General features: G+C 69.7%; 19 protein-coding genes. 5 read left to right on the top strand and 14 right to left on the bottom strand.

Annotated elements, in window-relative coordinates; genetic code table 11:
- Positions 1-35: 35 nt before the first annotated feature.
- From FGX59_RS19415 to FGX59_RS19405, 3 genes are all read right to left on the bottom strand, one after another.
- Positions 36-572, bottom strand: a complete 537-nt coding sequence (locus FGX59_RS19415; RefSeq protein WP_138468786.1) for a cytochrome c family protein — start codon at positions 570-572, stop codon at positions 36-38.
- A 59-nt stretch (positions 573-631) separates the two neighbouring features.
- Positions 632-1900, bottom strand: coding sequence for a right-handed parallel beta-helix repeat-containing protein (locus FGX59_RS19410; protein WP_138468785.1), 1269 nt, complete (start codon positions 1898-1900; stop codon positions 632-634).
- Between the two features lie 426 nt (positions 1901-2326).
- Positions 2327-3022 (bottom strand): helix-turn-helix domain-containing protein, encoded by a 696-nt coding sequence (locus tag FGX59_RS19405; protein ID WP_138468784.1) that lies wholly within the window; start codon positions 3020-3022, stop codon positions 2327-2329.
- A gap of 145 nt (positions 3023-3167) precedes the next feature.
- On the opposite strand from FGX59_RS19405, the gene FGX59_RS19400 reads away from it, so the two are divergent.
- Entirely contained in the window at positions 3168-3599 is a 432-nt protein-coding gene (locus FGX59_RS19400; protein WP_138468783.1) for a VOC family protein, read from the top strand.
- A 13-nt stretch (positions 3600-3612) separates the two neighbouring features.
- Positions 3613-4395, top strand: coding sequence for a VOC family protein (locus FGX59_RS19395; RefSeq protein ID WP_138468782.1), 783 nt, complete (start codon positions 3613-3615; stop codon positions 4393-4395).
- A 968-nt stretch (positions 4396-5363) separates the two neighbouring features.
- Here FGX59_RS19395 and FGX59_RS19390 read toward each other — a convergent pair.
- Both FGX59_RS19390 and FGX59_RS37640 read right to left on the bottom strand, forming a co-directional pair.
- Positions 5364-7427, bottom strand: coding sequence for a M13 family metallopeptidase (locus FGX59_RS19390; RefSeq protein ID WP_138468781.1), 2064 nt, complete (start codon positions 7425-7427; stop codon positions 5364-5366).
- Positions 7424-8518: a hypothetical protein gene (locus FGX59_RS37640; RefSeq protein WP_171060726.1), complete on the bottom strand. Its 1095-nt coding sequence runs from the start codon at positions 8516-8518 to the stop codon at positions 7424-7426. The genes FGX59_RS19390 and FGX59_RS37640 overlap by 4 nt, the downstream gene beginning before the upstream one ends.
- 247 nt (positions 8519-8765) lie before the next feature.
- Between FGX59_RS37640 and FGX59_RS37635 the strand changes: the two genes are divergently transcribed.
- Positions 8766-13286 (top strand): 5'/3'-nucleotidase SurE, encoded by a 4521-nt coding sequence (locus tag FGX59_RS37635; RefSeq protein WP_206078388.1) that lies wholly within the window; start codon positions 8766-8768, stop codon positions 13284-13286.
- 67 nt (positions 13287-13353) lie between these two features.
- Here FGX59_RS37635 and FGX59_RS19365 read toward each other — a convergent pair whose 3' ends face one another.
- The 5 genes from FGX59_RS19365 to FGX59_RS19345 all read right to left on the bottom strand — a co-directional run bounded on the left by FGX59_RS19365 (position 13354) and on the right by FGX59_RS19345 (position 18260).
- Positions 13354-14349: a HupE/UreJ family protein gene (locus FGX59_RS19365; RefSeq protein ID WP_240722575.1), complete on the bottom strand. Its 996-nt coding sequence runs from the start codon at positions 14347-14349 to the stop codon at positions 13354-13356.
- On the bottom strand, positions 14346-15176 hold the full coding sequence (locus tag FGX59_RS38785) for a peptidyl-prolyl cis-trans isomerase (RefSeq protein ID WP_138468779.1): 831 nt from the start codon (positions 15174-15176) through the stop codon (positions 14346-14348). Before FGX59_RS38785 ends, FGX59_RS19365 begins: the two co-directional genes overlap by 4 nt.
- A gap of 53 nt (positions 15177-15229) precedes the next feature.
- Entirely contained in the window at positions 15230-17149 is a 1920-nt protein-coding gene (locus FGX59_RS19355) for a DUF3604 domain-containing protein (RefSeq protein ID WP_138468778.1), read from the bottom strand.
- Positions 17150-17352: 203 nt separating this feature from the next.
- Positions 17353-17805, bottom strand: coding sequence for a MarR family winged helix-turn-helix transcriptional regulator (locus tag FGX59_RS19350; RefSeq protein WP_138468777.1), 453 nt, complete (start codon positions 17803-17805; stop codon positions 17353-17355).
- Positions 17802-18260 carry a hypothetical protein gene (locus tag FGX59_RS19345; protein WP_138468776.1) on the bottom strand — a complete coding sequence of 153 codons (459 nt, stop codon included), beginning with the start codon at positions 18258-18260 and terminating at the stop codon, positions 17802-17804. Before FGX59_RS19345 ends, FGX59_RS19350 begins: the two co-directional genes overlap by 4 nt.
- Here FGX59_RS19345 and FGX59_RS19340 point away from each other — a divergent pair, their 5' ends adjacent.
- Positions 18261-18467, top strand: a complete 207-nt coding sequence (locus tag FGX59_RS19340) for a hypothetical protein (RefSeq protein ID WP_138468775.1) — start codon at positions 18261-18263, stop codon at positions 18465-18467.
- Between the two features lie 89 nt (positions 18468-18556).
- Here FGX59_RS19340 and FGX59_RS19335 read toward each other — a convergent pair whose 3' ends face one another.
- From FGX59_RS19335 to FGX59_RS19320, 4 genes are all read right to left on the bottom strand, one after another.
- Complete coding sequence (locus FGX59_RS19335) at positions 18557-20353, bottom strand: IlvD/Edd family dehydratase (protein WP_138468774.1); 1797 nt, start codon at positions 20351-20353, stop codon at positions 18557-18559.
- A gap of 13 nt (positions 20354-20366) precedes the next feature.
- Positions 20367-21683: a TRAP transporter large permease subunit gene (locus FGX59_RS19330; RefSeq protein ID WP_138468773.1), complete on the bottom strand. Its 1317-nt coding sequence runs from the start codon at positions 21681-21683 to the stop codon at positions 20367-20369.
- On the bottom strand, positions 21683-22246 hold the full coding sequence (locus FGX59_RS19325; RefSeq protein WP_138468772.1) for a TRAP transporter small permease subunit: 564 nt from the start codon (positions 22244-22246) through the stop codon (positions 21683-21685). The genes FGX59_RS19330 and FGX59_RS19325 overlap by 1 nt, the downstream gene beginning before the upstream one ends.
- Positions 22247-22321: 75 nt before the next feature.
- Entirely contained in the window at positions 22322-23353 is a 1032-nt protein-coding gene (locus FGX59_RS19320; protein ID WP_138468771.1) for a TRAP transporter substrate-binding protein, read from the bottom strand.
- Between the two features lie 299 nt (positions 23354-23652).
- On the opposite strand from FGX59_RS19320, the gene FGX59_RS19315 reads away from it, so the two are divergent.
- A complete protein-coding gene (locus FGX59_RS19315) occupies positions 23653-24684 on the top strand; it encodes a LacI family DNA-binding transcriptional regulator (protein ID WP_138468770.1) in 1032 nt (343 codons plus the stop codon).
- Positions 24685-24735: the final 51 nt, after the last annotated feature.

Here is a 24735-nt window from a genome sequence, read left to right as displayed (position 1 = left end):
GCCGGGTCCTCCGCGCGGGCGCCTGGCCGCCGCCCTTATGCCGGTGTCCCCGGGCGCGGCGGATAGGGCGGTCGCGTCTTCGCCTGACCGACCGTCCTCCTGTCCCGCCGCCATCGATGCATCCACCTTGATTGCAGAGCGGCCACCATCCTGGCGGACAGGGCGCACCCCGGATGGGCGATGGGCCGGAGGTCCGCACCATCGGCGCAAGCCGCGCCGGACTCCTGGGCAGAGGCCGCGGCCTGGCGCAGCTCCGGGAAGGCGGCGATCTCCGCGATGGTCGCTTCGTCCAGACCGACCGGCGGCATGGCGGTGCCCTCGAAGCGGCGGGACGGGACCGTGAGGACCTCGGCCAGAAGATCGCGGTTCCGTTTGCCCGCCGCGCCCGCGGGCGCCTCGGAATAGCCGAAGCCCTGGACCGAGCCCATATCCCGGCCGATCAGGCCGGCCAGATGCCGCCCGACCTCGATCTGCGGCAGCAGCGAATGGCGGAAGGCGCAATGCGCCTGGAAGGCGGTCCTGCCGCCACCGATCCGGATGCGCGCCAGCTCTTCCTCCACCCTGCCGGACATCTCCGAAAGCCCGGTGACGGTGATCGCGGCAGGGATGCGCGGCGCGGGTCAGGACCGGATCAGTTGGGGACCGGACAGCCGCGGTCTGCGCGGAAATCGGCGGGCAGGCGGGAGGGGGCGGCGATGTCCCGGCCGCGCCCGGCCAGCGGCGGGCACAGCGGCTTGCCGGTGACCGTGCCGCTGCCGCCGACGTCGCGGGAGGACCAGCCCCTGGGCGCTTCGGCATTCAGCAGGCGCCGGTCGCTGACATTGCCCAGATAGGTCATATTCTTCCAGGCGATGTCATAGCCGTCCTTGATCAGGAAGGCGCGGACCTCTTTGCCGGTGGTGCTCTCGATGGTGGAATTGGTGACCAGGATGTCATGCGGCATCCAGGTATCGGCGTTCTCCCCGGTCAGGATGCCGACGCGGTCCAGCATCGTCACGACGATCGCGTTCTCTTCGTCGATGATGCGGATATTGTCGATGCGGGTGCCGTTGACGCTGCGCGCCGTGGTGATGTCGGCGTCCTTCTCCATGATCACCTTCAGGTCGATCCCGTTGGCGTAGAAGACGGAGTCCGCGATATGGCCGTCCTTGAACCCGCCCGCCGTGTCGATGCCGTCGCGATTGGCGTCGTCGAAGTAGCTGCGCGTGATCGACGCGTTCTGCGGACCGGTGCCGTCGCTGGCCTCGGTCTTGATCCCGTCGGCCAGCGAGTGGCGGAAGAGGCCGCCCGTGACCACCGCGCGATCGGTGCTGCCCAGCAGCCGCACCTGGTACTTGCCGCCTTCGAAGGAGCTGTCCTCGATCACCAGGTCCGGGCTGTTATGCGCGTCGATGAACATCTCGACATTGCCGGCGAAGGACGTGTTGCGGAAAGTGACCCTGGCATCCTCCTGGAGCAGGAAGATCCGCTTCGGATCATAGTGCTCTCCGGGCTGCGGCTTGGTGCCGGGATATCCGGTCTCGGGCGCGCCGGGGATGCGGATCGCGAGGTCTGTCACCGTCAGCCCGTCGGCGCCGAGGAAGAGCGCGGTATTGTCGTCAGGCGTTGTCACGACATCGAAGCCGCCGCCATTGACGCCCTCGATGGTCATGCCCGGCAGGAGCTGCAGATCGGCCGCGTCGATCCAGTACATGTCCTCGACAAGAAGCGTGTCCCCGGGCCGCAGCCGGCCCTTCAGCAGGGCGGCGAAGCTCTTGCCGACATCCTCGCCTTGGATCCAGCCCAGCTCGGAGCTCGTGACCACCCGGACCGGCAGGTTCGCGGCGGCGAGCGTGGCCTGCTGCGCCGCGGCCGGGTCCGGCCCGGCCAGGCAGGACGCTGCGAGGGCGGCAAGTCCCAAGAGCCCCGCGCGCAGCGCGGGTTTCGGGGCGCGCCGGCGTTTCCGTGCCTGCTGCGGGCGGTGTCCGGGGCGGGCCGGCTCCGGCGCCGGGTCCCCTTGCGGGGCAATCCCGCGGCAATCGTCACTAATCCAAAATAATTTAATCATTTTTGCGTGTTCCATCAGGAAGAAAGCACTTCAATCTCCGCAACGCGGAGGTCGGCGTCAAGCGCCTCAGAGGGCGCGGACGGCCGGGACGGTCCGGAAAGTGCCGCCTGGAAATCCGGTCGGGCGCCGCGCTGGCCGCGGGGCCGTGCCGGGGGGCGTCCTTTGCCAGTGCGGGGGCGGTCCTCTCCTCCCGGGGCCGCTTGCGCTCCCGCGGCGCCATCCTCCGAAACGGACTGGCGGAAGTCAAGCGCAGCCAAGGGCCCGGGCGGGCCGGCAGGGCTAGCCCCGCATCTTCTCGGGCAGGTGGAAAGCACCGGTGAAGGCGCGCATCAGGGCGGGATCGCCGCGGACCGTCACGCCGGCGTCGGCAGGCGCCGCGCCGCCATAGAAGACGGCGGCCAGCGCCGGGGCGGCCGGGGCGGAGAGGTGCAGATCGGGGGCCTCGGCCCGGCCGCGGATGACCGGCATGGCGCCGTCCTGCAGCCGGGCGGTGAACTGCGCGCGGCCGATCTCGAAGCCGGCCACCAGCGACAGGCCCTGTGCCGCAACCGGGTCGAGCATCGTGCGCAGCGACAGCATCATCGCGACCGGCGAGAGCGGCAGGGTCGGGTCGTGCAGCGGCGAGGCGGCCGCCCAGCGGCCGAGTTCCTGGATCACCGGCTCTGCCGCACGGCCCCAGTCGGTCAGCCCGTAGAGCTGCACCGGCGCGGGCTCCTCCAGCACCTGGCGGCGCAGCACGCCGGTCGCCTCCAGCCCGGCAAGCCGCTCGGTCAGCACCTTGGCGCTGATCCCCGGCAGATCGGCGCGCAGGTCGGTGAAGCGCCGCGGCCCCAGCATCAGCTCGCGCAGGATCAGGAGCGACCAGCGCTCGCCCAGCAGCTCCAGGCCGAAGGCGGTCCCGCAGGCATCGTGGTACCAGCGGCCATGGGGGCTTTCCGCCGGTTTTTCCGAGGAAGTTACTCTAGGTGATTTCATGGTTGCTTTTTGTAACCGACCAGACCTACCCTGTCCATGCCGAATCCGCCGCGGGAGGCGCCGGAGCGGCCTGCAACAAGACGATCCCCTTGCATCCCCGGGCGGCGCTGCCGTCCCTGCGCGGCTCCGGCCGGAAGGAGAGACCATGCCACAGATGATCTTCGTCAACCTGCCCGTCGCCGACCTGGCCCGCTCGATGGCCTTCTACGAGGCGGCAGGATTCCGCAACGATCCGAAATTCACCAACGAGAAGGCGGCGATGATGGTGCTGTCGGACACGATCAGCGTCATGCTGCTGACCCATGGCTTCTGGGCGGAGTTCACCTCGAAGCGCATTCCCGACGCCAGGGCCGAGGCGCAGGTGCTGCTGTGCATCAGCCGCGAGAGCCGGGAGGCGGTGGACGCGCTCATCCGCGCCGCCGAAGCGGCGGGCGGGCGCGCCGATCCCTGCCCGGTGCAGGATCACGGCGTCATGTACGGGCGCAGTTTCGAGGATCCGGACGGCCATATCTGGGAGCCGATGTGGATGGATCCGCAGATGACCGCAGAGGGCGCGGCCGAACCGGCCGCGATCTGAGGAGGACGGGACAATGGCGAACCAGCATGGCGATTTCATCTGGTACGAGCTTCTCGTGCCCGATGCCGATGCAGCGGAGGGCTTCTATGCCGGGCTTCTCGGCTGGAGCTTCGAGCCGGCCGCGGAGGGCGGCAAGGACTACCGCGTGGCCTCGATGGCCGGGGTCCCGGTGGCGGGGCTCATGACGCTGACGCCGGAGATGCAGGCAGGCGGCGCGCGCCCCTGCTGGCTGGGCTATCTGGCGGTCGAGGATGCCGATGCCGCGTCCGGCGCGATCGCGCAGGCGGGCGGCAAGGTGGTGATGGAGCCCGCGGACATTCCGGGCGTCGGCCGCTTCGCCATGGCGCTCGATCCCGGCGGCACGCCCTTCTACGTGATGCGCGGCAGTTCGGGCGAGACCAGCGAGAGCTTCGCCCAGGATGCGCCGCGCGCCGGGCACTGCGCCTGGAACGAGCTGCATTCGACCGACCCGGCGGCGGCGCTGGCCTTCTACGCGGGCGTGTTCGGCTGGGAGGAGGCGGACCGGATGGAGATGGGTCCGGCGGGCACCTACCAGATGCTGCGCAACCCGCCGCATGCGACGATGCTGGGCGCGGTCATGCCGGCCGGAGAGGCGCCGCCGGGCTGGGTCTTCTATTTCCGCGTTCCCGATATCGACGTCGCGGCGGCACTAATCGCAGAGACCGGCGGACAGGTCGTGCTTGCCCCGATGGAGATCCCCGGCGGCGAATACGTCCTGAACGCCCTCGATCCGCAGGGGGCGCTTTTCGCGCTGATCGGCAAGCGGGGCTGCTAGCCGGGGCAAGCGGTCCGGCATCGTCTGCGCCACGCAATGCCCGTGCCGGGCCGCATCGAAAGCGAGCTGCCCGCGCTTGTCCCTGGCAGGGTGCGGAAAACCCCGTCCGGCGACGGAGTGCGGGGCAAGACTGGAAAAATGTCCGGACTGCGGCTCGACGCGATCTGCGCCGGGGGCGGCCTCAGCCGGTTATGGAACAGTGTCCTCCCTGGTGACGCCTCAGGACCATTTCCAGCACCCTGCTGGACGTGGCGGGTCGGGACGGGGCGGAGGATGGCGACCGGCGGGCCGCGGTTGTCGCGGAGAAGGCGGACCGCACCGCCTCGATGCCCGGCAACAGCGCCGGGGGCGTCCCCCGCTGAAGGCAAAGTCCCCGGGACGAAGGCGGGGGTGTCTTTGATGACCCGCCATCAATAGCGCGCCGCGACTTCATTTTCCTGGCGCTGCCAATAGCCACTGCCAGAATCCGTTGCCTGCTTCTCCAAAGGCGGGCGCTCCGCGGGCGGTCACGGGATTTTTTCAACAGCCCTCGCCCGATCCGCGCGTGCCGGCCGAGGCTGGGCGCTTTTTCGCTGCCACGCTCGCGGGAAATGCTGGCAAGAGGGGTCTGCCCCCGATCGAACCCCGGTCCCCGTTCCGGCAGGGTGACGGAACATTCTGTTCGGCGGCAGAGGTTGGCGCAGAAAAAGCCGTCCCGAGGGTCGCTGGATTTGCCCTCCTCTTGGATCGGCTTCGGCTGGATATAGACAGCTTCCTCCTTGGCGATGCCGCGGATCGCGTGTCCAGCACCCTGCCAGGCATGCAACGAGGGCAGCGATGCCCGCCTTGCGCGGCCACAGGAGAAACGCGGCCGGGTCCTTCCCGGCCAACTGGGTTCCGTGGCGGACACCGGTCCGCGGCGGCGGAAAGGGCGAGCTCCCTCCGGGCAGGACGGCGGGCGGCCAGTCTGCCGGACCCGGGACCACGGATCACCAGGCCCGGGCGCGCTTCTCCGGAGGCAGCCACATCGGGTCGCCCTCTTCGATGCCGAACACCTCGTAGAAGGCGTCGACATGCTGCAGCGCCGCGACCGCGCGATAGGCATCCGGCGCGTGGCCGTCATTGGCGACCAGCGCCTCCAGATAGGGCGCGGTCGCCTTCATCGCCCAGAACTGCGTCCAGCCGGCGAAGCAGCGCCTCGCCGGCGAGAGCCCGTCGATCTCGACGTCCTCCTCCGGATGCTCCGCCAGGTACTCCGTCAGCGCCTCGTAGGCGAGGCTGATCCCGCCGGCATCCGCCATGTTCTCGCCGACCCCGAGCGCGCCATTGACATGCAGCCCCGGCAGCACCTCGTAGGCATCGGCCTGCTCGACCAGCTTCTGCGCCTCGGCCAGGAAGGCCTGCGCGTCGCCCGGCGTCCACCAGTCGCGGAAATTGCCGTCCGCGTCGTACTGGCGGCCGGCGAAATCGAAGCCATGGGTCATCTCGTGGCCGATGATCGCGCCGATCCGGCAGAATTTCAGCGCGGCGTCCATCTCCGGCGCGAAGGCCGGCGGCTGGGTGATGGCGGCGGTCAGCTCGAAGCCGTTGATCACCGGCAAGTAGGCGGCGTTCATCGCGATCGGCAGGGTGGAGCGGGCGTTGAACGCGTCATGGACCGGCGGATGCGCGAGCTTTCCGCGCTCGCGCTCCATCTCGAAGCGGCCGAGTGCCAGGATATTGGCCACTGGGTCGCGGGGCCCGATCTCGACGCTGCCGAAATCGATCCAGGCATCGGGATAGCCGACCTTGCAGGAGAACTGGTCGATCTTGCGCAGCGCCTCCTGCCGGGTCGGCGCGGAGAGCCAGGGGCTGTCGGCGATGCGGCGGCGGAACACGGCCCTGATCCGATCGATCATGGCCAGAAGCTCGGCGCGAGTGCTCTCGGCATAGGCGCGTTCGACATAGAGCTGGCTGGCCGGGTGGCCGAGCCGGTCGAGGAAGAGCTGGTAGAGCCGCTCGCGGCGCGGCCGGTCCTGCCGGGCGCCGAGCATCGCCTCCTCGAAATCGAGCGCCGGGGCGCGCAGGCGGCTGTCGAGGAAGGGCGCGTAGCCATGGATCAGCCGGAAGGCGAAATAGTCCTTCAGCGCCGCGATGGGCACGGTCTGCAGCAGCGCGGCCAGCCCCTCGAGCGCGTGTGGCTCGTACATGTAGACGGTGCCGGGACGCGGGAAGCCGAGCGTGTCGAGATAGAGGTCGAGGTCGAATTCCGGCACCTGCGCCTTCGCCGCCTCGTAGGAGCTCCGGCCGTAGCGGTTGGCGGGCACCTTCGCCTCGGCGGGGGAGAGGAAGACCGAATAGAGCTGCGCCTCGATCCCGACCGAGAGGTCGGCGATGCGCTCCGCCTCTGCGGGGTCGTACCCGGCCGCCGCCAGCAGGTCGCGGATATAGCGGCGATAGGCGGTCATCTGCGGGCTGCCCGCGGGCAGGCGCAGGATCTCGCGGAAATGCCGGTCGACGCCGAAATCCTGGCCGAGGACGAAGATCGCGTGGCGGCTGTTATCGGCAGGGTCGGGACCGGGACCGGCCTGCGCCAGCAGCGCGGGACCCGCGGCCGCGGCGTGACGGGCGGCGATCCGCGTCAGCTCCTGCAGCGTCCCGGCCGCCGCCACCTCGTCGAGCATGGCGCGGATCGGCTGGATCCCGGCCGCGTCGATCGCGTCCTCATCCATGAAGGCGGTGTAGAAATCGCCGACGATCTGGGCGGGCGAGCCCTTCGGCGCCGTGTCCGCGGCGCGGGCGGCGTCCGCGGCGATCTCCGCCACCTGCCGGGTCAGCCGCTCGGTCATGATGGTGAAGATGCCATAGGCGGGATATTCCGGCGGCCGCGCCACCCGGTCCAGCCAGCCGCCCGCGCTGTAGCGGTAGAAATCCGCCGCCGGATCGGCGGAAAGGTCCATGTTGGCGACCGAGAAGGCCAGCTGGTCCGGCCCGGGCTCCTCTGCGCCGGCCATGGCGGCGAGACCGGCAAGCGCGCCGGCAAGGGCGGCCGCGGGGATCAGGGGGCGCCTCATGGTCCGGGCGCCTCCGTCGCGCGCGGCGGGGTGACGCCAAAAAGGACCGCGTCGGGGATCTCGTAGCGCTCGGCGCGGTTGACGGTGACCGTGGCCAGGCCGCCGCCGCGCTCGAGGCCCGCGGTGGCGCCGGGGTCGCTGCCGGCGAGCCGGCCGTCGCGGAACTCCAGATAGCGCTCGCCGCCGCCGGGCAGGGCGATCCAGAGGCTGGCCGTGCCGCCGGCGCCGTGCGAGACGCGGAAGCCGCACTCCGCCAGCGGCGCCTCCTGCGAGAGCGCGCAGGGCAGGGTGCCGCCGGCCTCGGGTCCCGGCGCCTCGGCCAGGTAGCGCCCGGGGACCCAGCCGGAGAGCGGCTCCGTGCCGGGCAGCTCGATGCGGCACCAGCGGGTCTCTCCGGCCATCCGGCAGCCGCGGTTGAGGGCGCGCGCGCCATCGGCGATCTCGCCGGTCACGGCATGTCCGGTGCCGGGCCTCTCGAGCAGCGCCAGCATCCCGCCCGCGGACAGGCCGGTCACGGCCCACCAGTCCGGGCCGCCCGCGCGGCCGTCATCGGCGTCGCCCGAGGCGGGCTGCGGCAGGCTGCCGATCGAGACGGAGAGCGTGTAGCCCGAGTTCTCGCCGCGCCTCGCGGCACTGCGCACCAGATAGACCCGGATGCGGTAGTCGCCATCCGCGGGCAGCGTGCCGCTGAAGCGGTTCCCCGCGACCGGGCCGATATGGATCGCCGCCGGGTCGCTGCCGATCATCAGGTTGAAATTGGCCGCGGGGTTCTCGGCCGCGAAGTCGATGGTCATCACCTGCCCCGCCCGCGCGCCGAGCAGGTAGTCGGTGATCTCCCTGCCGCGGATCCCGGCGCGGATCAGGGTCGAGGAACTGCCCGAGGCGAAGGCGACGCGCTTCTCCTCGATCGGCTGCGCGCGGGGCGGGGACGGGGCCAGAAGGAGGCAGAGAAGCAGGAGGCCCCCGGCCAGCCGCAGGGGCCGCTCGGACCCGGTCCCGGACAGCCGACCGGTCTGTCCCCGGACGCGCGAAGGCGCAGGGTTCCGCCGGGCGCGGGGCGCCGCCGCCTGCTGCCGGTCAGCCATTTCCATCGGATCCGTCCTCCCCGTCCGGAGGCCGCCTCCGGCCCCGGGGGGCCGCCCGGGCGCTGCTCCGGAAATCTCCCTCACGTCAAGTATCCTCCCAAGGCGCTGCCAAGTCGACAGGTTTCCCGCGCCTGCCGCCAAGGCACCCGGTGCCGGTCGCCAAAGTTTAATTGCCCCGTCAGCGGCCTGTTACATCTGCCGGCCATGCCGTGGCGCATTCCATCCTCTGATGAATGCCCGGGGGGGGGCCATCATGACCACCGAACAGATCGACAGCCTGTCCTTCGGGACCGGGGCGGCCTTCACGCTGCAGCTCTTCCACGTCTCCGACCAGGAGGCGAATTCGACCTCCGTCGACGTGATCCCGAATTTCTCCGCCGTGCTCAATGCGCTGCGCGCCGAGGATATCGACGGCGACGGCACTGCGGGCTATGGCGAGACGCTGTTCCTCAGCTCCGGCGACGCCTGGATCCCGGGCCTCTTCCATGACGCCTCCGAGGTGCTCTACGGCCAGGGCGGCGCGGCGGATCTGCTGATCCAGAACCTGCTGGGCGTCGAGGCCATCGCCTTCGGCAACCACGAATTCGACAAGGGCAATGCGGCCATCGCCAATATCCTGCAGGGGCTGGACGAAGCCGGGCTCGCCGCCTTCGACGCCGCTGCCTTCCCCTACCTGTCGGGCAATGTCGACCTCTCCGCCGATCCCGCGCTTTCGGGGCTGGTGGCGGCGGACGGGCAGGCGGCCGAGGACATCGCCGGGCAGATCGCGGGCAGCACCGTGGTCTCGACCGAGAACGGCACCCGGATCGGCGTCGTGGCGGCGACCACGCCGACGCTGAAGACGATTTCCAGCCCGTCGGACGAGACCGTCGTCACCCCGGCCGATAGCGGCGATCTCGACGCGCTGGCCGCGGAGATCCAGGCCGATGTCGACGCGCTGCTGGCGGCCAATCCCGATATCGACAAGGTCATCGTGCTGGCACATATGCAGGACATCCGCATCGAACAGGCGCTGGCCACCCGGCTTTCGGGCGTCGACATCATCGTCGCGGGCGGCTCGAACACGCGGCTCTTCGACGGCAATGACGCGGGCTACGAGGGCGATGCGGCGCAGGGCGGGTACCCGTATTTCGCCACCGATGCCGACGGCAAGCCGATCGCGGTGGTGAATACCGACTACCAGTACAAGTATGTCGGCCGGCTGGTCATCGATTTCGACGCCAACGGCAACATCATCCCGGAAAGCTACGACCCGGAGATTTCGGGTGCCTATGCCACCGACGACGCGGGCGTGGCCGCGCTCGGGGCCGAGGGCATGGCGGATACGCAGATCACCGCGATCGCCGAGGCCGTGCGCGACGTGATCGTCGCGGGCGAGAGCGAGTGGTACGCGCAGGCCGGCGTCTTCCTCAACGGCAACCGCACCGGCGGCGGCACCGACGGGGTGCGCACGCAGGAGACGAACCTGGGCAACCTGACGGCCGACGCGAACCTCGCCTATGCGCAGGGCTATGACGCGACGGTGCTGGTCTCGATCAAGAATGGCGGCGGCATCCGCGACTCGATCGGCCAGACGGTGGTTCCGGGCGGCTCGACCGGCGAGGCCGTGCGACTGCCGAACGAGGCCGTCCCGGGCGCCAAGCCCGAGGGCGGCATCAGCTCGAACGACATCGGCAATGCGCTGGCCTTCGACAACGGCCTGACGCTGGTCAGCCTGACCACCGCCGAGCTGGCCGCGGTGCTGGAGCATGCGGTCTCGAACGACCCCTTCACCCAGGAGGCGGGCGCGGGCAGCTTCGGCCAGTTCGGCGGGCTGCGCTTCAGCTTCGACCCCGATGCGGCGCCGGGCAGCCGGGTGCAGAATGCGGTGATCGTCGATGACGCCGGCGCGGTGCTCTACGAGATCGTCCGGAATGGCGAGATCGTCGACAATGGCGATGCGAGCTTCCGCACCGTGACGCTGGACTACCTGGCGGGCGGCGGCGACGGCTATCCCTTCGGCAGCCTCTCCGACCCGGACATAGTTAATCTCTACGACCTCGCCGCGGCAGCGGATTACGACGCGGTCGGCAGCTTCGGCGCGGGCCGCGAGCAGGACGCGCTGGCCGAGTACCTGCTGGCCGAATACGGCACCGGCGCGGATCGCGAGGTCTTTGCCGAGGCGGACACGGTGGTCGAGGACGACACCCGCATCCAGAATCTCGGCTACCGCGCGACCGACACCGCCTTCCACGACACCTCGGCGAAGGACGGGCTGACCATCCTTCTGACCAATGACGACGGCTATTCCGCCGAGGGCATCAACACGATGTACCAGGCGCTGGCCGAGGCGGGGCACACCGTCTACCTGGTCGCGCCGAAGGGGCAGAATTCCGGCGGCGGCTCGACGCTCGGCGGCACCGATGCGCTGCTGTCGGAGATCGAGATCGTCGAATACGAGGACGGCAAGTGGTGGGTCGACGGCACGCCGACCGCCGCCGTGATGGCCGGGCTCGACGTGATCCTCGAGGGCACGCAGATCGACCTGGTGATCTCGGGCACCAACGAGGGCGAGAATATCGGCGCCTTCTCCAACATCTCCGGCACGGTCGGCGCGGCCACCGAGGCGATTTCGCGCGATATCCCGGCGATTGCGGTCTCGGCGGGCGGCCAGGTCGATGGCGGCTATGACGGTGCCTATGAGCGGGCGGGCGATTACGTGGTCGACCTGATCGGCCAGCTCTCCGAGGCACAGACCGGCGAGAGGCTGCTGCCCGCGGGCACCGGGCTCAGCGTCAATGTCCCCTCGGCCGATCCCCAGGGCGTCGCCTATACCGAGATCACCGCCGAGGCGCCCTACATGCTGGGCGTCGACGAGGTCGCGGCGGGCAATCCGGCGATCTACGGGCTGGCGGTGACGGCGGGCAACGTGACCGGCGGCGCGACCTCCGAGGTCGGCATGTTCCTGTCGAACTACCTGACCGTTTCGGCGATGGACGGCAACTGGACCGCGGATGCCGGGGCCCGCGCGGCCGTCGAGGCCCGCGTCGACGTCGCGACCGAGGCCACCGCGGCGCCCTTGAAGATCGTGCTGACCAATGACGACGGGGTCGGCGCGGAGGGGATCGAGACGCTATACGACGCGCTGGTCGCGGCGGGCCACGATGTGGCCGTCGTCGCGCCGGCAAGGTCGCAGGACGGCGCGGGGACCGGGCTGACCCTTTCGGATTTCATGGTCACCGAGTATTCCGACGGCTGGTTCGTCGATGCCGCGCCCTCGACCGTTGTCGGCACGGCGCTCTCCTCGCTCATGACCGGCGCGGAGGCCCCGGATCTGGTGCTCTCGGGCATCAATGACGGCGCGCTCCTTGGCAGCCAGCTGCGCTATTCCGGCACCGCCGGGGCGATCCAGGCGGGCATCCTCGGCTTCGCCACGCCGGTCATCTCGCTGGCGGCGGAAAACGCGGAGACCTTCGGCTTCGCCTCGGCGTTCACGCTGCAGCTGATTGCCGACCTGCAGGCCACGGCCGGGGCGGAGGGGCTGCTGCCCGAGGGCACTGCGCTGTCGGTCAACATCCCCGGCGGCGCCTCCTTCGGGACCGAGGTGCTGTTCTCGGTGAACGACCAGGCCTCGGACGCGCGGCTGGGCATCTCCGAGGGCGGCTTCCCGCTGGGCTACGGCTTCGCCAATAGCGCGGGGCTCGGCTCGTCCGATCCGCTGTCCGAGGGCGAGGCCTATCTCGACGGCAAGATCACCGTCACGGTGCTCGACGCGCTCTACCAGGCGGATGACGCCGCCACGGACGCGATCGGCGACCTGCTGGGGATGGCGCTCGGCGAGACTGCGGCGCTCGGGCAGGCTCCGGCGCCGCTCTACGCCGAGGATGCGGCGGGGGCGAAGCTGCGCCTCGACGCGGAGACGGGCCCGCTGGCCGCCGATCTGGGCCATGCCAACACGACCGTGGCGGGCATGGGCGACTATGACGGCGACGGCCAGACCGACCTCCTGCTGCGCAACGACAGCTACGGCTGGCTGAAGACCCTGCTCGCCAGCGGCGAGGGGGCGATCATCGGCAATGCCTCGAATGCGGTTGTCGCCGCGCTCGACGCGGATGGCGATGGCGCGGACGAGCTGCTGATGCGCCACGCCAACGGCAACTACTTCTACGCCGATGCGGAGACCGGCGCGAAGATCGGCGGGCTGCTGCGCCCCGGGCATGACATGTTCGCCGCGGCGGACATGGATGGCGACGGGGCAGAGGACATCCTGACGGTCCGTCCCGACGGCACGCTGGGCTGGCTCGACCTGGCCGCGGGCGAGGTCGCGAGCTTCGGCCGCGGCGCGGGGACGAGCGCGCTCGGCCTGGCCGATCTCGACGGCGACGGCGCCTCCGAGCTGATCGTCGAAAGCGGCATCGGCCGGACGGTGGCGCTTGGCGCGGACGGCGCCACGGTGGCGGAGTTCGGCCTGCCGGGCACGCTGCTGGCCACGGGCGATTTCGTCTCGGGCGGCGGCGACGAGCTCATCTTCGACACCGGCAGCGCGCTGGCACTGCGCGACGGCACGGGCGCGCTGATCGGCACGCTCGACGGCGTCACGGCGGCGGAATTCGCGGGGGTCCATCGCGGCGGGGCGGATCATGCCGACGAGCTGGTCTTCGACTTCGGCAGCTCGGTCGAGCTGCGCGATGCCGGAACGGGCACGGCGACAGCGCTCGAGCCCGGCGCCTTCGACCGCCTGGTCCTCGCCGATGCGGTCGGCTTCGCGGGGCTTCAAGGCTACGACATCGCCTGATCCCGGCGGCGCGCTATCGCGGCCCGGTCTCCGCGCGGAGGCCGGGCCGTTTCATTTTTGCGCCCTGTCAGAAGCCGCTGACGCGCTCGATGACCCAGAAGGCGGCGGTGCAGCCGATGGCATAGCTCGCGGTCTTCGCCACCGCCGGGCCGCGGGCTGCGAGCGCCGGGACAAGGCGGCGGGCCAGCGCGCCGATGGCCAGCATCGCGGCGATGAAGATCAGTTGCCCGGCCTCCACGCCCAGATTGAAGCCCAGAAGCGCCAGCGGCACGTCGCTCTGCGGCAGGCCGATCTCGCGCAGCGCCCCGGCGAAGCCCAGCCCGTGCACCAGCCCGAAGCCGAAGGCGATGGCCGCGGGAAAGCGGGTGGCCAGCGGGTCGCGCCGCGCGGGCGGCTTCGCCAGCTCGGCGGCCAGGATGACGATGGAAAGCGCGATGACCGCCTCGACCGGCGGCGGCGGCAGGCGCAGCCAGCCCAGCGAGGCGGCGGCCAGCGTCAGGCTGTGGGCCAGCGTGAAGGCGGTCACCGTCCAGAGGAGCCGCCGCGGGTCGCGCACGAGAAAGAGCAGCGCCAGCACGAAGAGCAGGTGGTCGGCGCCCTCGAGGATATGGGTCGTGCCGAGCCCGGCATAGCTTGCCAGCACCGCCAGCGGCGCGGGCTCGGCCAGGATCTCGGCCATCGGCGCCGCGGCGGTCAGGCGGCGGGTCTGCGCGGCGCCCGGGGCGGTTTCGTAGCGCAACAGCGCGTCGGTGCCGGTGATCTCGAGCCCGGTGATGCCGATCCGGCCGGCAAGCCCCTCGGGGCAGGCGAGGAGGAATCCGGTGCTCCAGCCCCGTCCGTCGAAGGCCGGGGGCGGCGGCGCGGTGTCGGCGCAGCTGGCAGGCAGCGCGAGGCCCAGCGGCATCGGCCGGCCCGAGACATCGGGCACCCGCCAGGTGACGCGCCATTGCCCGCCCTCCAGGGCCGAGAGCTCCAGATAGGCCGGGTCGAGCGCATGGGCGCCGCCCGCCAGCGGACGCAGCAGCGCCAGTGCCAGGAGAAGGAGCGCCGCCGCCGCCCTCACTGGCCCAGCACCTCTGCGGCGGAGGGCAGCTGCGGCGCGGCCGCCGCGAGAAGCGCGTCGATGCGGGCCTTGCGCAGGCTGCGCGCCTCTTCCGCGCGCCAGTCGGCCAGGACCTGGTCGCGCACCGTCTCGAAGGGGGGCAGGGCGGCGTCGCGGCGGGCGCCGAGCCGCACCAGGTGCTGGCCGTAGCCGCTGGGCACCGGGCCGCTCCATTCTGCCAGCGGCAGGGCCTCGACCGCCGGGGCGAAACCCGCGCCGAAGACCCGTTCGACCGTCGGGGCGGGCATCGCCTCGATCACCGGCGGCAGCAGCGTCCGGCGGCCGAGCCGGGCGGGATCGGCGCCGTTTTCCAGCGCGCGGCGCAGCTCTTCGGTTTCTTCCGGCGCCGCGCCCGCGGGCAGAAGGACCTGGGCGAAGCTGACCTGCGCGGGGCGCTCGTAGCGCGCGGCATTGGCGGCGTACCAGGCGCGCAACGCGTCCTCGCCGGGGACCATCGCCGCAGCGGGGGCCTCGATCAGGAACAGCATCTTCTGGCGCAGCCGGGCGCGGACCATGGTATCGCCGCGGTCGAGCCCGAGCGCCAGCGCCTCGCGCACCAGCACCTCCTCCTCGGCCCAGTCGCGCATCAGCGCCTCCAGCTCGGCCGCGTCGGGCGGACGGTTCCAGCTGTCGGCGAAGCGCGCGGCCAGCTCGGCGGCCTCGTCCTGGCCGAGCGCGATCCCGTCCAGGGCAGGCGGCGCAGGGTTCAGCGCGGCATAGAGGGCGAAGACGAGCCCGCCTGCGCAGAAGAAATGGAGAAGCGGCGAGGCGAGCAGGCGGCGGATCATGACGGGCGGTCGCTTTGCGTCTGGGGCGCCCCCGGCCCGGGGGCGCGGGGCGGTCACTGCGGAGCGTACCAGATCGGCGAGGTATAGGCGCGCTCGGTCACGGTCATCGGCACGTCGTCGGTGAAGGCCGCGTCCTCGAAATAGGCGGCGTCATAGGCGGTCCAGCGCGGCGTCGGGATCTCGATGACACGCGCGTAGTAGAAGGCCTTCAGCGCCGGGTCGAACTCGGGATCGGTCCAGACCGTGATCAGCTCGGGCGCGCCGATCGTGTTCGCGAAGGTCGCGGTCTCGACATCCACCGTGTCGCCCACCGGCGGCAGCTTGCCATCCGCGCCGATCTCGCGGCCGCCCGACCAGACGGCGTCGAAGATCTTCTCCTGCATCCCGCCATCGGCGTCGAGCCAGCCCTTGACGATCTGGATGCGGTCGAGATTGCCGGAATAGGCGTCCTTCAGCGCGGCGACGAGAAAGCTCGGCGCCTCCGCGCCCTCGGGGGCGGGCATCAGGTCGCCGCCCATCGGCACGCCCTTGGCATAGCCGATGGTGGCGGGCAGCCGCCCCAGCGCGTCCGCGGGCGCGAAGTCCCAGCCGCCGAAGAACCGCACCGTGATGCGGCTGCCGGTGGTGCCGTAGACCTCCTTGCGCTTCATCGCGTCCCAGATCGCGGCGCGGGTGTTCCCGGCCGCCCAGACCGCCGTCAGGCCGGAGGCGCCGAGCTTCCAGTCCTTGACCGTGCGGCCCTCGAAATCGAAGGCATTGCCGGTCGAGCGCTCCGGCCCGGGCTCGGAGGCGGGGAACTTGCCGAAGAAGTTGTTCTCTTCCGCCGAGGAGATGCCGGTATGGTCGTCGGTGGAGCCGACGAGGCCGAACTTGAACGGGTTTGTGCCGAGCTCTCCCTCGAGCTTCAGCCCCCGCTTCAGCGCTTCGCGGGCGTATTCGTAATCGAGCATCCCCGGCTCCTTGGGCACCACGTTCAGGTTGCCCTTGTCCCAGATCTCGAAATCGGCGAACTCGTCGGCGGGCGCCAGCGAGGGATGCTGCTCGGAGGTGCCCTTCGACTGGGTGACCTCGTAGAGCGGCTCGAAGCGCGCGCGCATCGCCGCCCAGTCCGCATCGACCGGCTGGCCGTCCGGGGTCTCGGTGGCGAACATCAGCCCGTTCGAGAGGTTGCCGTTATGCGGGATCGCCAGCAGGCGCCCGCCGGTCTCCGCCTCGTAGGCGGCCATCCAGTCCCAGAGCTCGTTCGGGATCTCGGTGTCGAAGGTGGTCAGCGGCCGCACCCGGTCGGCCATCTCCTTGCCGTCGCGGTAGATGACATTGCGGTGCAGGTTGTTGCCGCCGCCGTAATTGGAGGTCCATTCATAGCCGATCAGGGCGGTGAACCGGCCCGGGTCGTTATGGCCCTCGACGATGCCGGTCATCGCCTGCCACATGTCCATCTGCGTGCCGGGATCGGTCATGGCGTCGGGCACCTTGCCCTCGCCCTGGGCGGTGATCATCTCCATCACCACCTGGCTCGCCGCGGCGCCGCCCTGCTGCATGCCGTCATGCCAGCGCTTCAGCACCGGATCGGCCAGCAGCGCCGGGTCGCCCTCGTAGATATTCGCGACGATGCCCAGGGCGTCGGAATGGTCGGCGACGACCATCCAGTCATAGGGGCGCGACAGCCTCACCCTCTGGCCGGTGCTCGAGGTGATCTCCTCGCCCTTGGCATAGCGCAGCGCCTCGTCCGGCCCGACCCGGGTCCCCCCGGCAAAGGCATCGGGCGACCAGGAGGTGTGCAGGTGCTGCTCGCCCCAGAGCGGGACGGTGGGAAAGCTGCGCCCGGCATAGGGGGAATAGCCCGGCTGGGCGAAGAAGCGCTCGATCCGCGCGGCCTCGATCGTGCCGGCATCGGTGGTCACGGACTGTGCGGCGAGCGGGCCGGCAAGAAGGGCGGAGGCGGCGGCGAGGACGGACATGCGCGGCAGCATGGCGGGTCTCCCGAATGAGAAAGGGCTTTGGCGGAATAGGATCGGCACTGGCACCACGCGGGGGCGCCGCCCGGGGCGGGGCTCCCTGCCGGATGGTTAACACATCCGGAATTCGTGGTGCAACGGAATCGCGCGCCTGCGTGGAAATGGCGGCCGGGCGCCTGCGGCGCGCCCGGGCGGCCCGAAGTGCCAGGTGCGGCGGATCAGGTGCGGCGGCGGATGTCGAGCATGATCGAGATGCCGCGGGCGGCATCGGATTCGGTGACTTCCGAGAACATGCGGTCGACCCAGCCGAGATGGGCCATGATCATGTCGTCCATCAGCTTGCGGCCCTCGGGGGTGATCTGCACCAGGAAGGCGCGGCGGTCGGATTCGAGGTTCTCGCGCTCGACCAGCCCCTCGGCGACCAGCCGGTCGACCACGCCGGTGACATTGCCGTTGGAGACGATCAGGTACTTCGACAGCTCGCTCATCTTCATGCCCTTGGGCTCCGAATGGAGCGCCGCGAGCACGTCGAATCGCGGCAGGGTGGTGGCGTAGTTCTCCCTGAGCTGCTCGCGCAGCGTGCCCTCGACCGATCGCACCGCTTTGAGCATCTCGAGCCAGAGTCGCAGTCTTTGCCGGGCCAGGGCCTGGTCTTCAATATCGCGTGTCATGTCCCGGTCCATCGCGCCATGCTGGCATTCAATTGGATTTCTTTTGAGGTAACAATTTTTAAATTTGAGGGTAAAGAAAAATATTCCGCTCCGGAAGGCGTGCCGTTGCTTGTGTACAACGCTTGTAAACATAATATGTTAGGTAAGTTGTCGATTTTTTCCAGCCAGATCCCCTGAAAATTCAGGCAGTTTCCGCGCCGGGAGGCGCGCATGGTGCCAGGTGGGAAAAAATTCTCCGGAAATAGCCAAGTTAAAAGAACTTTCGTCGCACGGGTGCAAGGCGCCTCAGAACGCCGCTTCCGGGGCGGTTCTGGCGGTCCGAAGCGCTGCGGCAGGCCGGAAATCCGGTCAATGCCCCTGCAACATATCGGCCATTCCATTGAATCGAAAGCCTCTGGCCCCCATATATTGAGTGCGGGAACGATCCGCAGCATCCGGCAGAAAAGGAGAGGCAAATGCACAATGTCCTTGACTTCCTCCGCGCCAGCCTGGCGATCGAGCACAGGATCGCGGCCGAGCTGGATGAGCTGAAACTGGCCACTGGCCAGCCCCCGCGTCCGGCACCGCAGGGCCGCGCCCCTGAAGCGGTCCCCGCCCCTGAAGGCGATGCGCCCGCCTGGCTGCGTGGGCCGCCCCCGGGCGGAGACCTGCGCGCGGCCTGAGCCGCAGACGAGGCCGCCCCGCCCTGGAACGGGCGCCCGGGACCGCACCGCGAGGCGCGGTCCTTTCCGTTTTCAGGATCCGCCCGTCGCTAGTGGCTGTGGCGCGGCATGGTGGCGTTGCCGATGTCGCGGTAGCTGTCGGCGCCGTCGAGCACCATGCCCTCGCTGAACTGGCGCACGCGGGCGCGGAAGATCTCCTGCCAGGGCGACTGGCTTGCCGGGGTCTGGTAGCCGCCCACCTCGGCCAGGGCCGCCTGGCGCCGGGCGATCTCCTCGTCGGGGACCATCAGCGTCACCTTGCGCGCCTTCAGGTCGACGCGCAGCCGGTCGCCATCCCGCAGGATCGCCAGATTGCCGCCATCGGCCGCCTCGGGCGAGGCATTGAGGATCGAGGCCGAGCCCGAGGTGCCCGACTGCCGCCCGTCGCCGATGCAGGGCAGGGCGTGGATGCCCGCCTTGATCAGATCCGCGGGCGGGCGCATGTTCACCACCTCGGCCCCGCCGGGATAGCCCTTGGGACCGGCGCCGCGCATCACCAGGATGCTCTCGGCGGTGATGCCCAGCTCGGGATCGTCGATCCGCTTGTGGAAATCCTCCGGCCCGTCGAAGACGAAGGCCGGGCCCTCGAAGGCCATCGGGTCCTCGGGGTCCGACAGGTAGCGGCCGCGGAATTCGGGCGTGATGACCGAGGTCTTCATGATCGCGGTGTCGAAGAGGTTGCCGGTCATGTTAAGGAAGCCCGCCTCGGGCGCCAGCGCGGTGCCGATGCTGCGGATCACGTCGGCATTCTCGCAGGGCGCGTCGGCATAGAGCGTGCCGAAGCGCTCGCCGGTCGCGGTCATCGCATCGGGATGCGGGATCAGCCCGGCGCGCAGCAGCTCGGCGATCACCGCCGGCAGCCCGCCCGCAAGGTGGAAATCCTCGGACAGGTAGGCGCCCGCGGGCTGGACATTGGCCAGCAGCGGCACGGCGTAGCCATGCGCCTCCCAGTCGGCATTGGTCAGCTCGATCCCCAGATGGCGGGCGATGGCGACGAGGTGGATCGGCGCGTTGGTCGAACCGCCGATCGCCGAATTGACCACGATGGCGTTCTCGAAGGCCTCGCGGGTCATGATCTCCGAGGGGCGCAGGTCGGCATGCACCATGTCGACGATGCGGCGGCCGGTGTAGTAGGCCATCTGCCCGCGCTCGCGATAGGGCGCCGGGATCGAGGCAGAGCCGGGCAGCTGCATCCCCAGCGCCTCGGCCAGCGAGTTCATCGTCGAGGCCGTGCCCATCGTGTTGCAGTAGCCGACCGAGGGGGCGGAGGACGCGGCCATCTGCAGGAAGCCCTCGCCGTCGATCTCGCCTGCGGCGTATTTCTCGCGCGCCTTCCAGATTACCGAGCCCGAGCCCGCCCGCTCGCCCTTGTGCCAGCCGTTCAGCATCGGTCCGACCGAGAAGGCGATCGCCGGGATGTTCACCGTTGCCGCCGCCATCAGCAGCGCGGGCGTGGTCTTGTCGCAGCCGATGGTCAGCACCACGCCGTCGATCGGATAGCCGAAGAGGCTCTCGACCAGGCTCAGATAGGCCAGGTTGCGGTCGAGCATCGCGGTCGGGCGCTTGCCGGTTTCCTGGATCGGGTGGACCGGGATCTCCAGCGGAATGCCCCCGGCCTCGCGGATGCCGTCGCGGGTGCGCTTGGCCAGCTCCACGTGGTGGCGGTTGCAGGGCGAGAGATCCGAGCCGGTCTGGGCGATGCCGATGATCGGCTTGCCCGAGCGCAGCTCCTCCAGCGTGAGCCCGTAGTTGAGGTAGCGCTCGATATAGAGGGCGGTCATCTCCGGATCGCCCAGGTCGTTGAACCAGCTCTCGGAACGGAGCGTCTTGCGGGTCGTGTCGGTCATGGGGGCTCCGGGGCTAGTGGCCGGTGATGCCGGGGAAGGCGATCAGGACGGCGACGGCGAGGACTTGAAGGCAGATGAAGGGCAGCAGCGAGCGGAAGATGTCGCCCAGCGAAATGTCCGGAGGCGCGACGGATTTCAAGTAGAAGGCGGCCGGGCCGAAGGGCGGCGACAGGAAGCTGACCTGCATGTTCATCGCGAAGACCACGCCGAACCAGACCGGGTCATAGCCCATCTCCTTCACGATCGGCACGAAGATCGGCATGCACAGCAGCGCGATCCCCACCCAGTCGAGGAACATGCCGAGCACGAAGAGGATCGCCATCATGAAGAGGATCACCACAGTCGGGTTGTCGGAGATGCCGGTGATCAGATCCGAGACGAAGCGGATGCCGCCCATCAGGTTGAAGACCCCGACAAGCGCCGAGGCGCCGATGCCGATCCAGACGATCATGCCGACCGTGCGCAGCGTCTGGCGCGCCGCGCCGAGCAGCAGCGAGACCGAGAATTCGCCGCGGATCACGGTAGAGAGCATCACGCCGATCACGCCGATCGCCGAGGCCTCGGTCACCGAGGCGATGCCGCCGTAGATCGAGCCGAGGACGAAGATCACCACCAGTACCGGCAGGAACAGGCCCTTCAGGAGGCGCAGCTTCTCGGTGCGGCTGATCTCGTCGGGCTCGGCGATGGGCGCCAGCGACGGGTTGGTATAGGCGCGGATCAGGATGTAGGCGGCGTAGAAGCCCGCCAGCATCAGCCCCGGCAGGAAGGCCGCCGAGAAGAGGTCGCCGACCGAGACATTGGCGGTCAGCCCGTAGATGATGAGGACGATCGAAGGCGGCACCATCGTGCCGAGCGCTCCGCCCGCGCAGCAGACGCCGATCGCGAGGTTGCGGTCATAGCCCAGGCGCAGCATCTGCGGCAGCGCCAGGAGGCCCAGCAGGATGACCTCGCCGCCGATGATGCCCGACATCGCGGCCAGGACGACGGCGACCAGCAGCGTCTGGATCGCCACGCCGCCGCGGATGCGCCCGGCCAGCACCTTCATCGCGTCGAACAGGTCGCGGGCGATGCCCGAGCGGTCGAGGATCGCCGCCATCAGCACGAACATCGGCACCGAGACGAAGACGAAGCTGTTGACGAAGCTGAAGATCCGCGAGGTGATCAGCGGCACCGCCATCGGCCCGAACCAGCCGAGCGCGAAGATCAGCGCGACCAGCAGCGTGACGAAGGCCAGCGGCATGCCGGTCAGCAGCAGCGCCATCAGCATGGCGAACATCGCCAGCGTGGCGCCGCCGATGCCGAGCGCCTGGAAATCGGGAAGGAAGTCCATCAGTCCTGGCCCTTCTTGCGCAGGTAGTTGACCGCGAAGATCGCGAACTGGACGGCCAGCAGGATCATCACGGCGAAGAGGAAGATCTTCAGCAGCCCCGGATAGGGCGGGTTCCAGGCCGAGCCCGAGGTCTCCAGGCGGAAGTCGCCCTGCGGCGTCCAGGCGGCGCGCTCGACCGACAGCCAGGCGGCCCAGGCGAAGAACAGCGAGGCCACGAGGCAGGCGGTGGAGATCGCCACGTCGAAGAGCCGCTTCGCCCCGGCGGAGAGCCGGTCGTAGAAGATCACCACGCGGATATGGGTGTCGAGCGCGGCGGCGTAGAGCCCGCCGAAGACGAAGGCCAGCGCGCTGAGGAAGACCACTGTCTCGTGCACCCACTTGGTCGGCGCGTTGAAGACGTAGCGCATCACCACCTCGTAGAAGAGCAGCCCCGCCGAGGCGAGGATGCCGATGGCGAAGAGCAGGCCGAGCGCGTTGATGGCGCGGCCGAGAAGGCCGGCCTCGGGCACGGGGTCGGGCGTCTTGTTATGGGCGGCGAGGGTGTCGTCGACGGCGTCGGACATGGCGGTGGCGGCCTCCGGAACGGACGGGAAGGGCCCCCGGCTCCGGCCGGGGGCGTTGCTGGCTGGGGGCGGGGGTTATTCCGCGGACATCAGGCCCTTGTCGACCAGGTAGGCGGTCAGCGTGTCATAGACCTTCTGCGAGTTCGCCGAGGCGCCGGCCGCGTTCTCCCATTGGCTGCGGGCGATCGAGCGGAACTTGGCGCGGTCCTCGTCGGACCAGTCATGCACGGTGATCTCGCCGCCGGCCTTGGCCTCCTCGACGGCCTTCATGTCGGCCTCGTGGACGGTCTCGGACTGGTAGACGGCGAATTCGCGCACCGACTCTTCCAGCGCCGCCTGCAGGTCCTCCGGCAGCCCGTCCCAGGTCATCTTGTTGATCGAGACCTCGATCAGCGGCATCGAGTGGAAGCCCGGATAGACCGGATGCTTGGCCACGTCATGCAGGCCCTGGGCGGCATTGGTGGAGAAGGTGTTGTAGTCGGCCGCGTCGATCACGCCCTTGTCGAGCGAGGTGAAGACCTCGGAGCCGGGCAGGTTGACGGGCGCGGCGCCCGCGGCGGCGAAGACGTTCTGCACCATGCCCTCGGGCGCGCGCAGCTTCAGCCCCTTGAGGTCGTCGACCCCGTCGAGCGGCACCTTGGAGACCAGCGCCTCGAGCCCCGGGGTGGTGGCGCCGATGAAATGCAGCCCGTAGGGCTCGAGCATCTCGTTCATCAGCTCCTTGCCGCCGCCATTCTCCATGAAGTCGAACATCTGGCTCGGATCGGACCAGGCGCCGACCGGGTTGGCGATCAGCCCGAAGGCCGGATCCTTGCCGGAGGCATAGGAGGTGTCGGTGAAATGGCCGTCGATGATGCCCGCGGCGACCGCGTCCATGGTCTCGTTATGCGCCACGATGGTCTCGACCGGCAGCATCTCGATCTCGATGCGGCCGCCGGTCTTCTCCTTCACCATCTCCGCCCATTCCTTCTGGAGCATGAAATTGGTGTTCCCGGCAGGGTCCGAGGACTGGAAGCGGAAGCTGTAATCCTGCGCCTGGGCGGCGCCGCCCAGGGCAAGGGCGAGCGCGGTTCCGAGAAACAGGCTGCGGCGGGTCAGGGTCGTCATCTGGGGGCTCCTCCCGTTGATATGAGACTGGTCCGGCGCGGGTCTTTCTCCGCCCCGAGTCGGGCCCCGGGATAAAGGACGAAAAATGACAGCGCAATCATTTTCTGTCATTCCGGTATCGCCGCGAGGGGCGTCCGCCGGAACCGACCCGGCGGGCGCGCGCTGGTCCGGGCAGGCGGCGCGGGTGGCGCGCATGCAGGAAGCGGGACAGGCATCTGCCGATCATGCCCCGGTTTTGCTTGCAGATTAGCGGGATTCCGGGGTAAATGACCGGAGCGGAAAGGTGATGCAGAGAGCTGATGGGACGCAAGACCAGGATGATTTCAGACCGGCCGACACTGGCCGATGTGGCGCAGGAAGCAGGTGTTAGCGCGATCACCGTGTCGCGTACGATCCGCTCGCCCGAGATCGTCTCGGAGCGGGCCCGCCGCAAGGTGGAGGCGGCGATCGAGCGGCTCGGCTACACTCCCGATCCGGCCGCCTCGGCGCTGGCGTCGCGGACCACATCGACCATCGGGCTGCTGGTCCCGTCGCTGACCAACAACGTCTTCGCCGACGTGCTCCGCGGGGTCTACGAGGGGGTCGAGTCGACCCGGTTCTTCGTCCAGATCGGCAATTATCGCTACAGCGCCCTGCACGAGGAGGGGCTGATCCGGAACTTCCTCAGCCAGAAGCCCGCCGGGCTGATCGTCTCCAGCACCGACCAGACGCCCGAGGGGCGGCGGCTGCTGGAAACCGCGCCCTGCCCGGTGGTGCAGATCATGGATCTGCGCGACGGGGCGGTCGACATGAGCGTCGGATTCGACCAGGTCGCGGCGGTCCGCAAGGCGGCGCAGCACCTCCTTGACTGCGGCTACCGGCGGCCGGGCTTCCTCAGCGCGCGGATGGACCCGCGGGCGCAGCGGCGGCTGAACGGCTTCCGCGATTTCGCCGCCGCCAATGGCGTGCTGGGCGAGGACCGCATCATCACCACGCCGCAGCCCTCCTCGGTCGGCATGGGCGGCCACCTGCTGGAACAGCTCTTCAGCCAGGCGCCCGACACGGACGCGGTTCTGTGCAACAATGACGACCTTGCCGTCGGCGCGCTGATGGAGGCCAAGCGGCGCCATGTCGCCGTGCCGGAGCAGCTGGGCATCTGCAGCTACAACGACATCGAGATGTCGCGCCACATGGTGCCCGCGCTGACCGCCGTCGCCACGCCGCGGCGCGAGATCGGCCAGCGGGCGATCGAGATGCTGCTGGCCGAGATCGCCGAACGCGGCTCGGTCCGCGACCGCCATCTCGACCTCGGTTCCGAGCTGATGATCCGCGAGTCGACCCGCCGGGCATGACCCGTGCCAGTCTTTTTTTGTCCTACTATATGGACCAGTAACTCACTAATT

This window comes from Poseidonocella sp. HB161398 (assembly GCF_005870025.1).
In the GTDB taxonomy this organism is placed as follows: domain Bacteria; phylum Pseudomonadota; class Alphaproteobacteria; order Rhodobacterales; family Rhodobacteraceae; genus Mangrovicoccus.
Note: the sequence above shows the minus strand (reverse complement) of the source record. Positions and strands in the feature narration are given on the sequence as shown.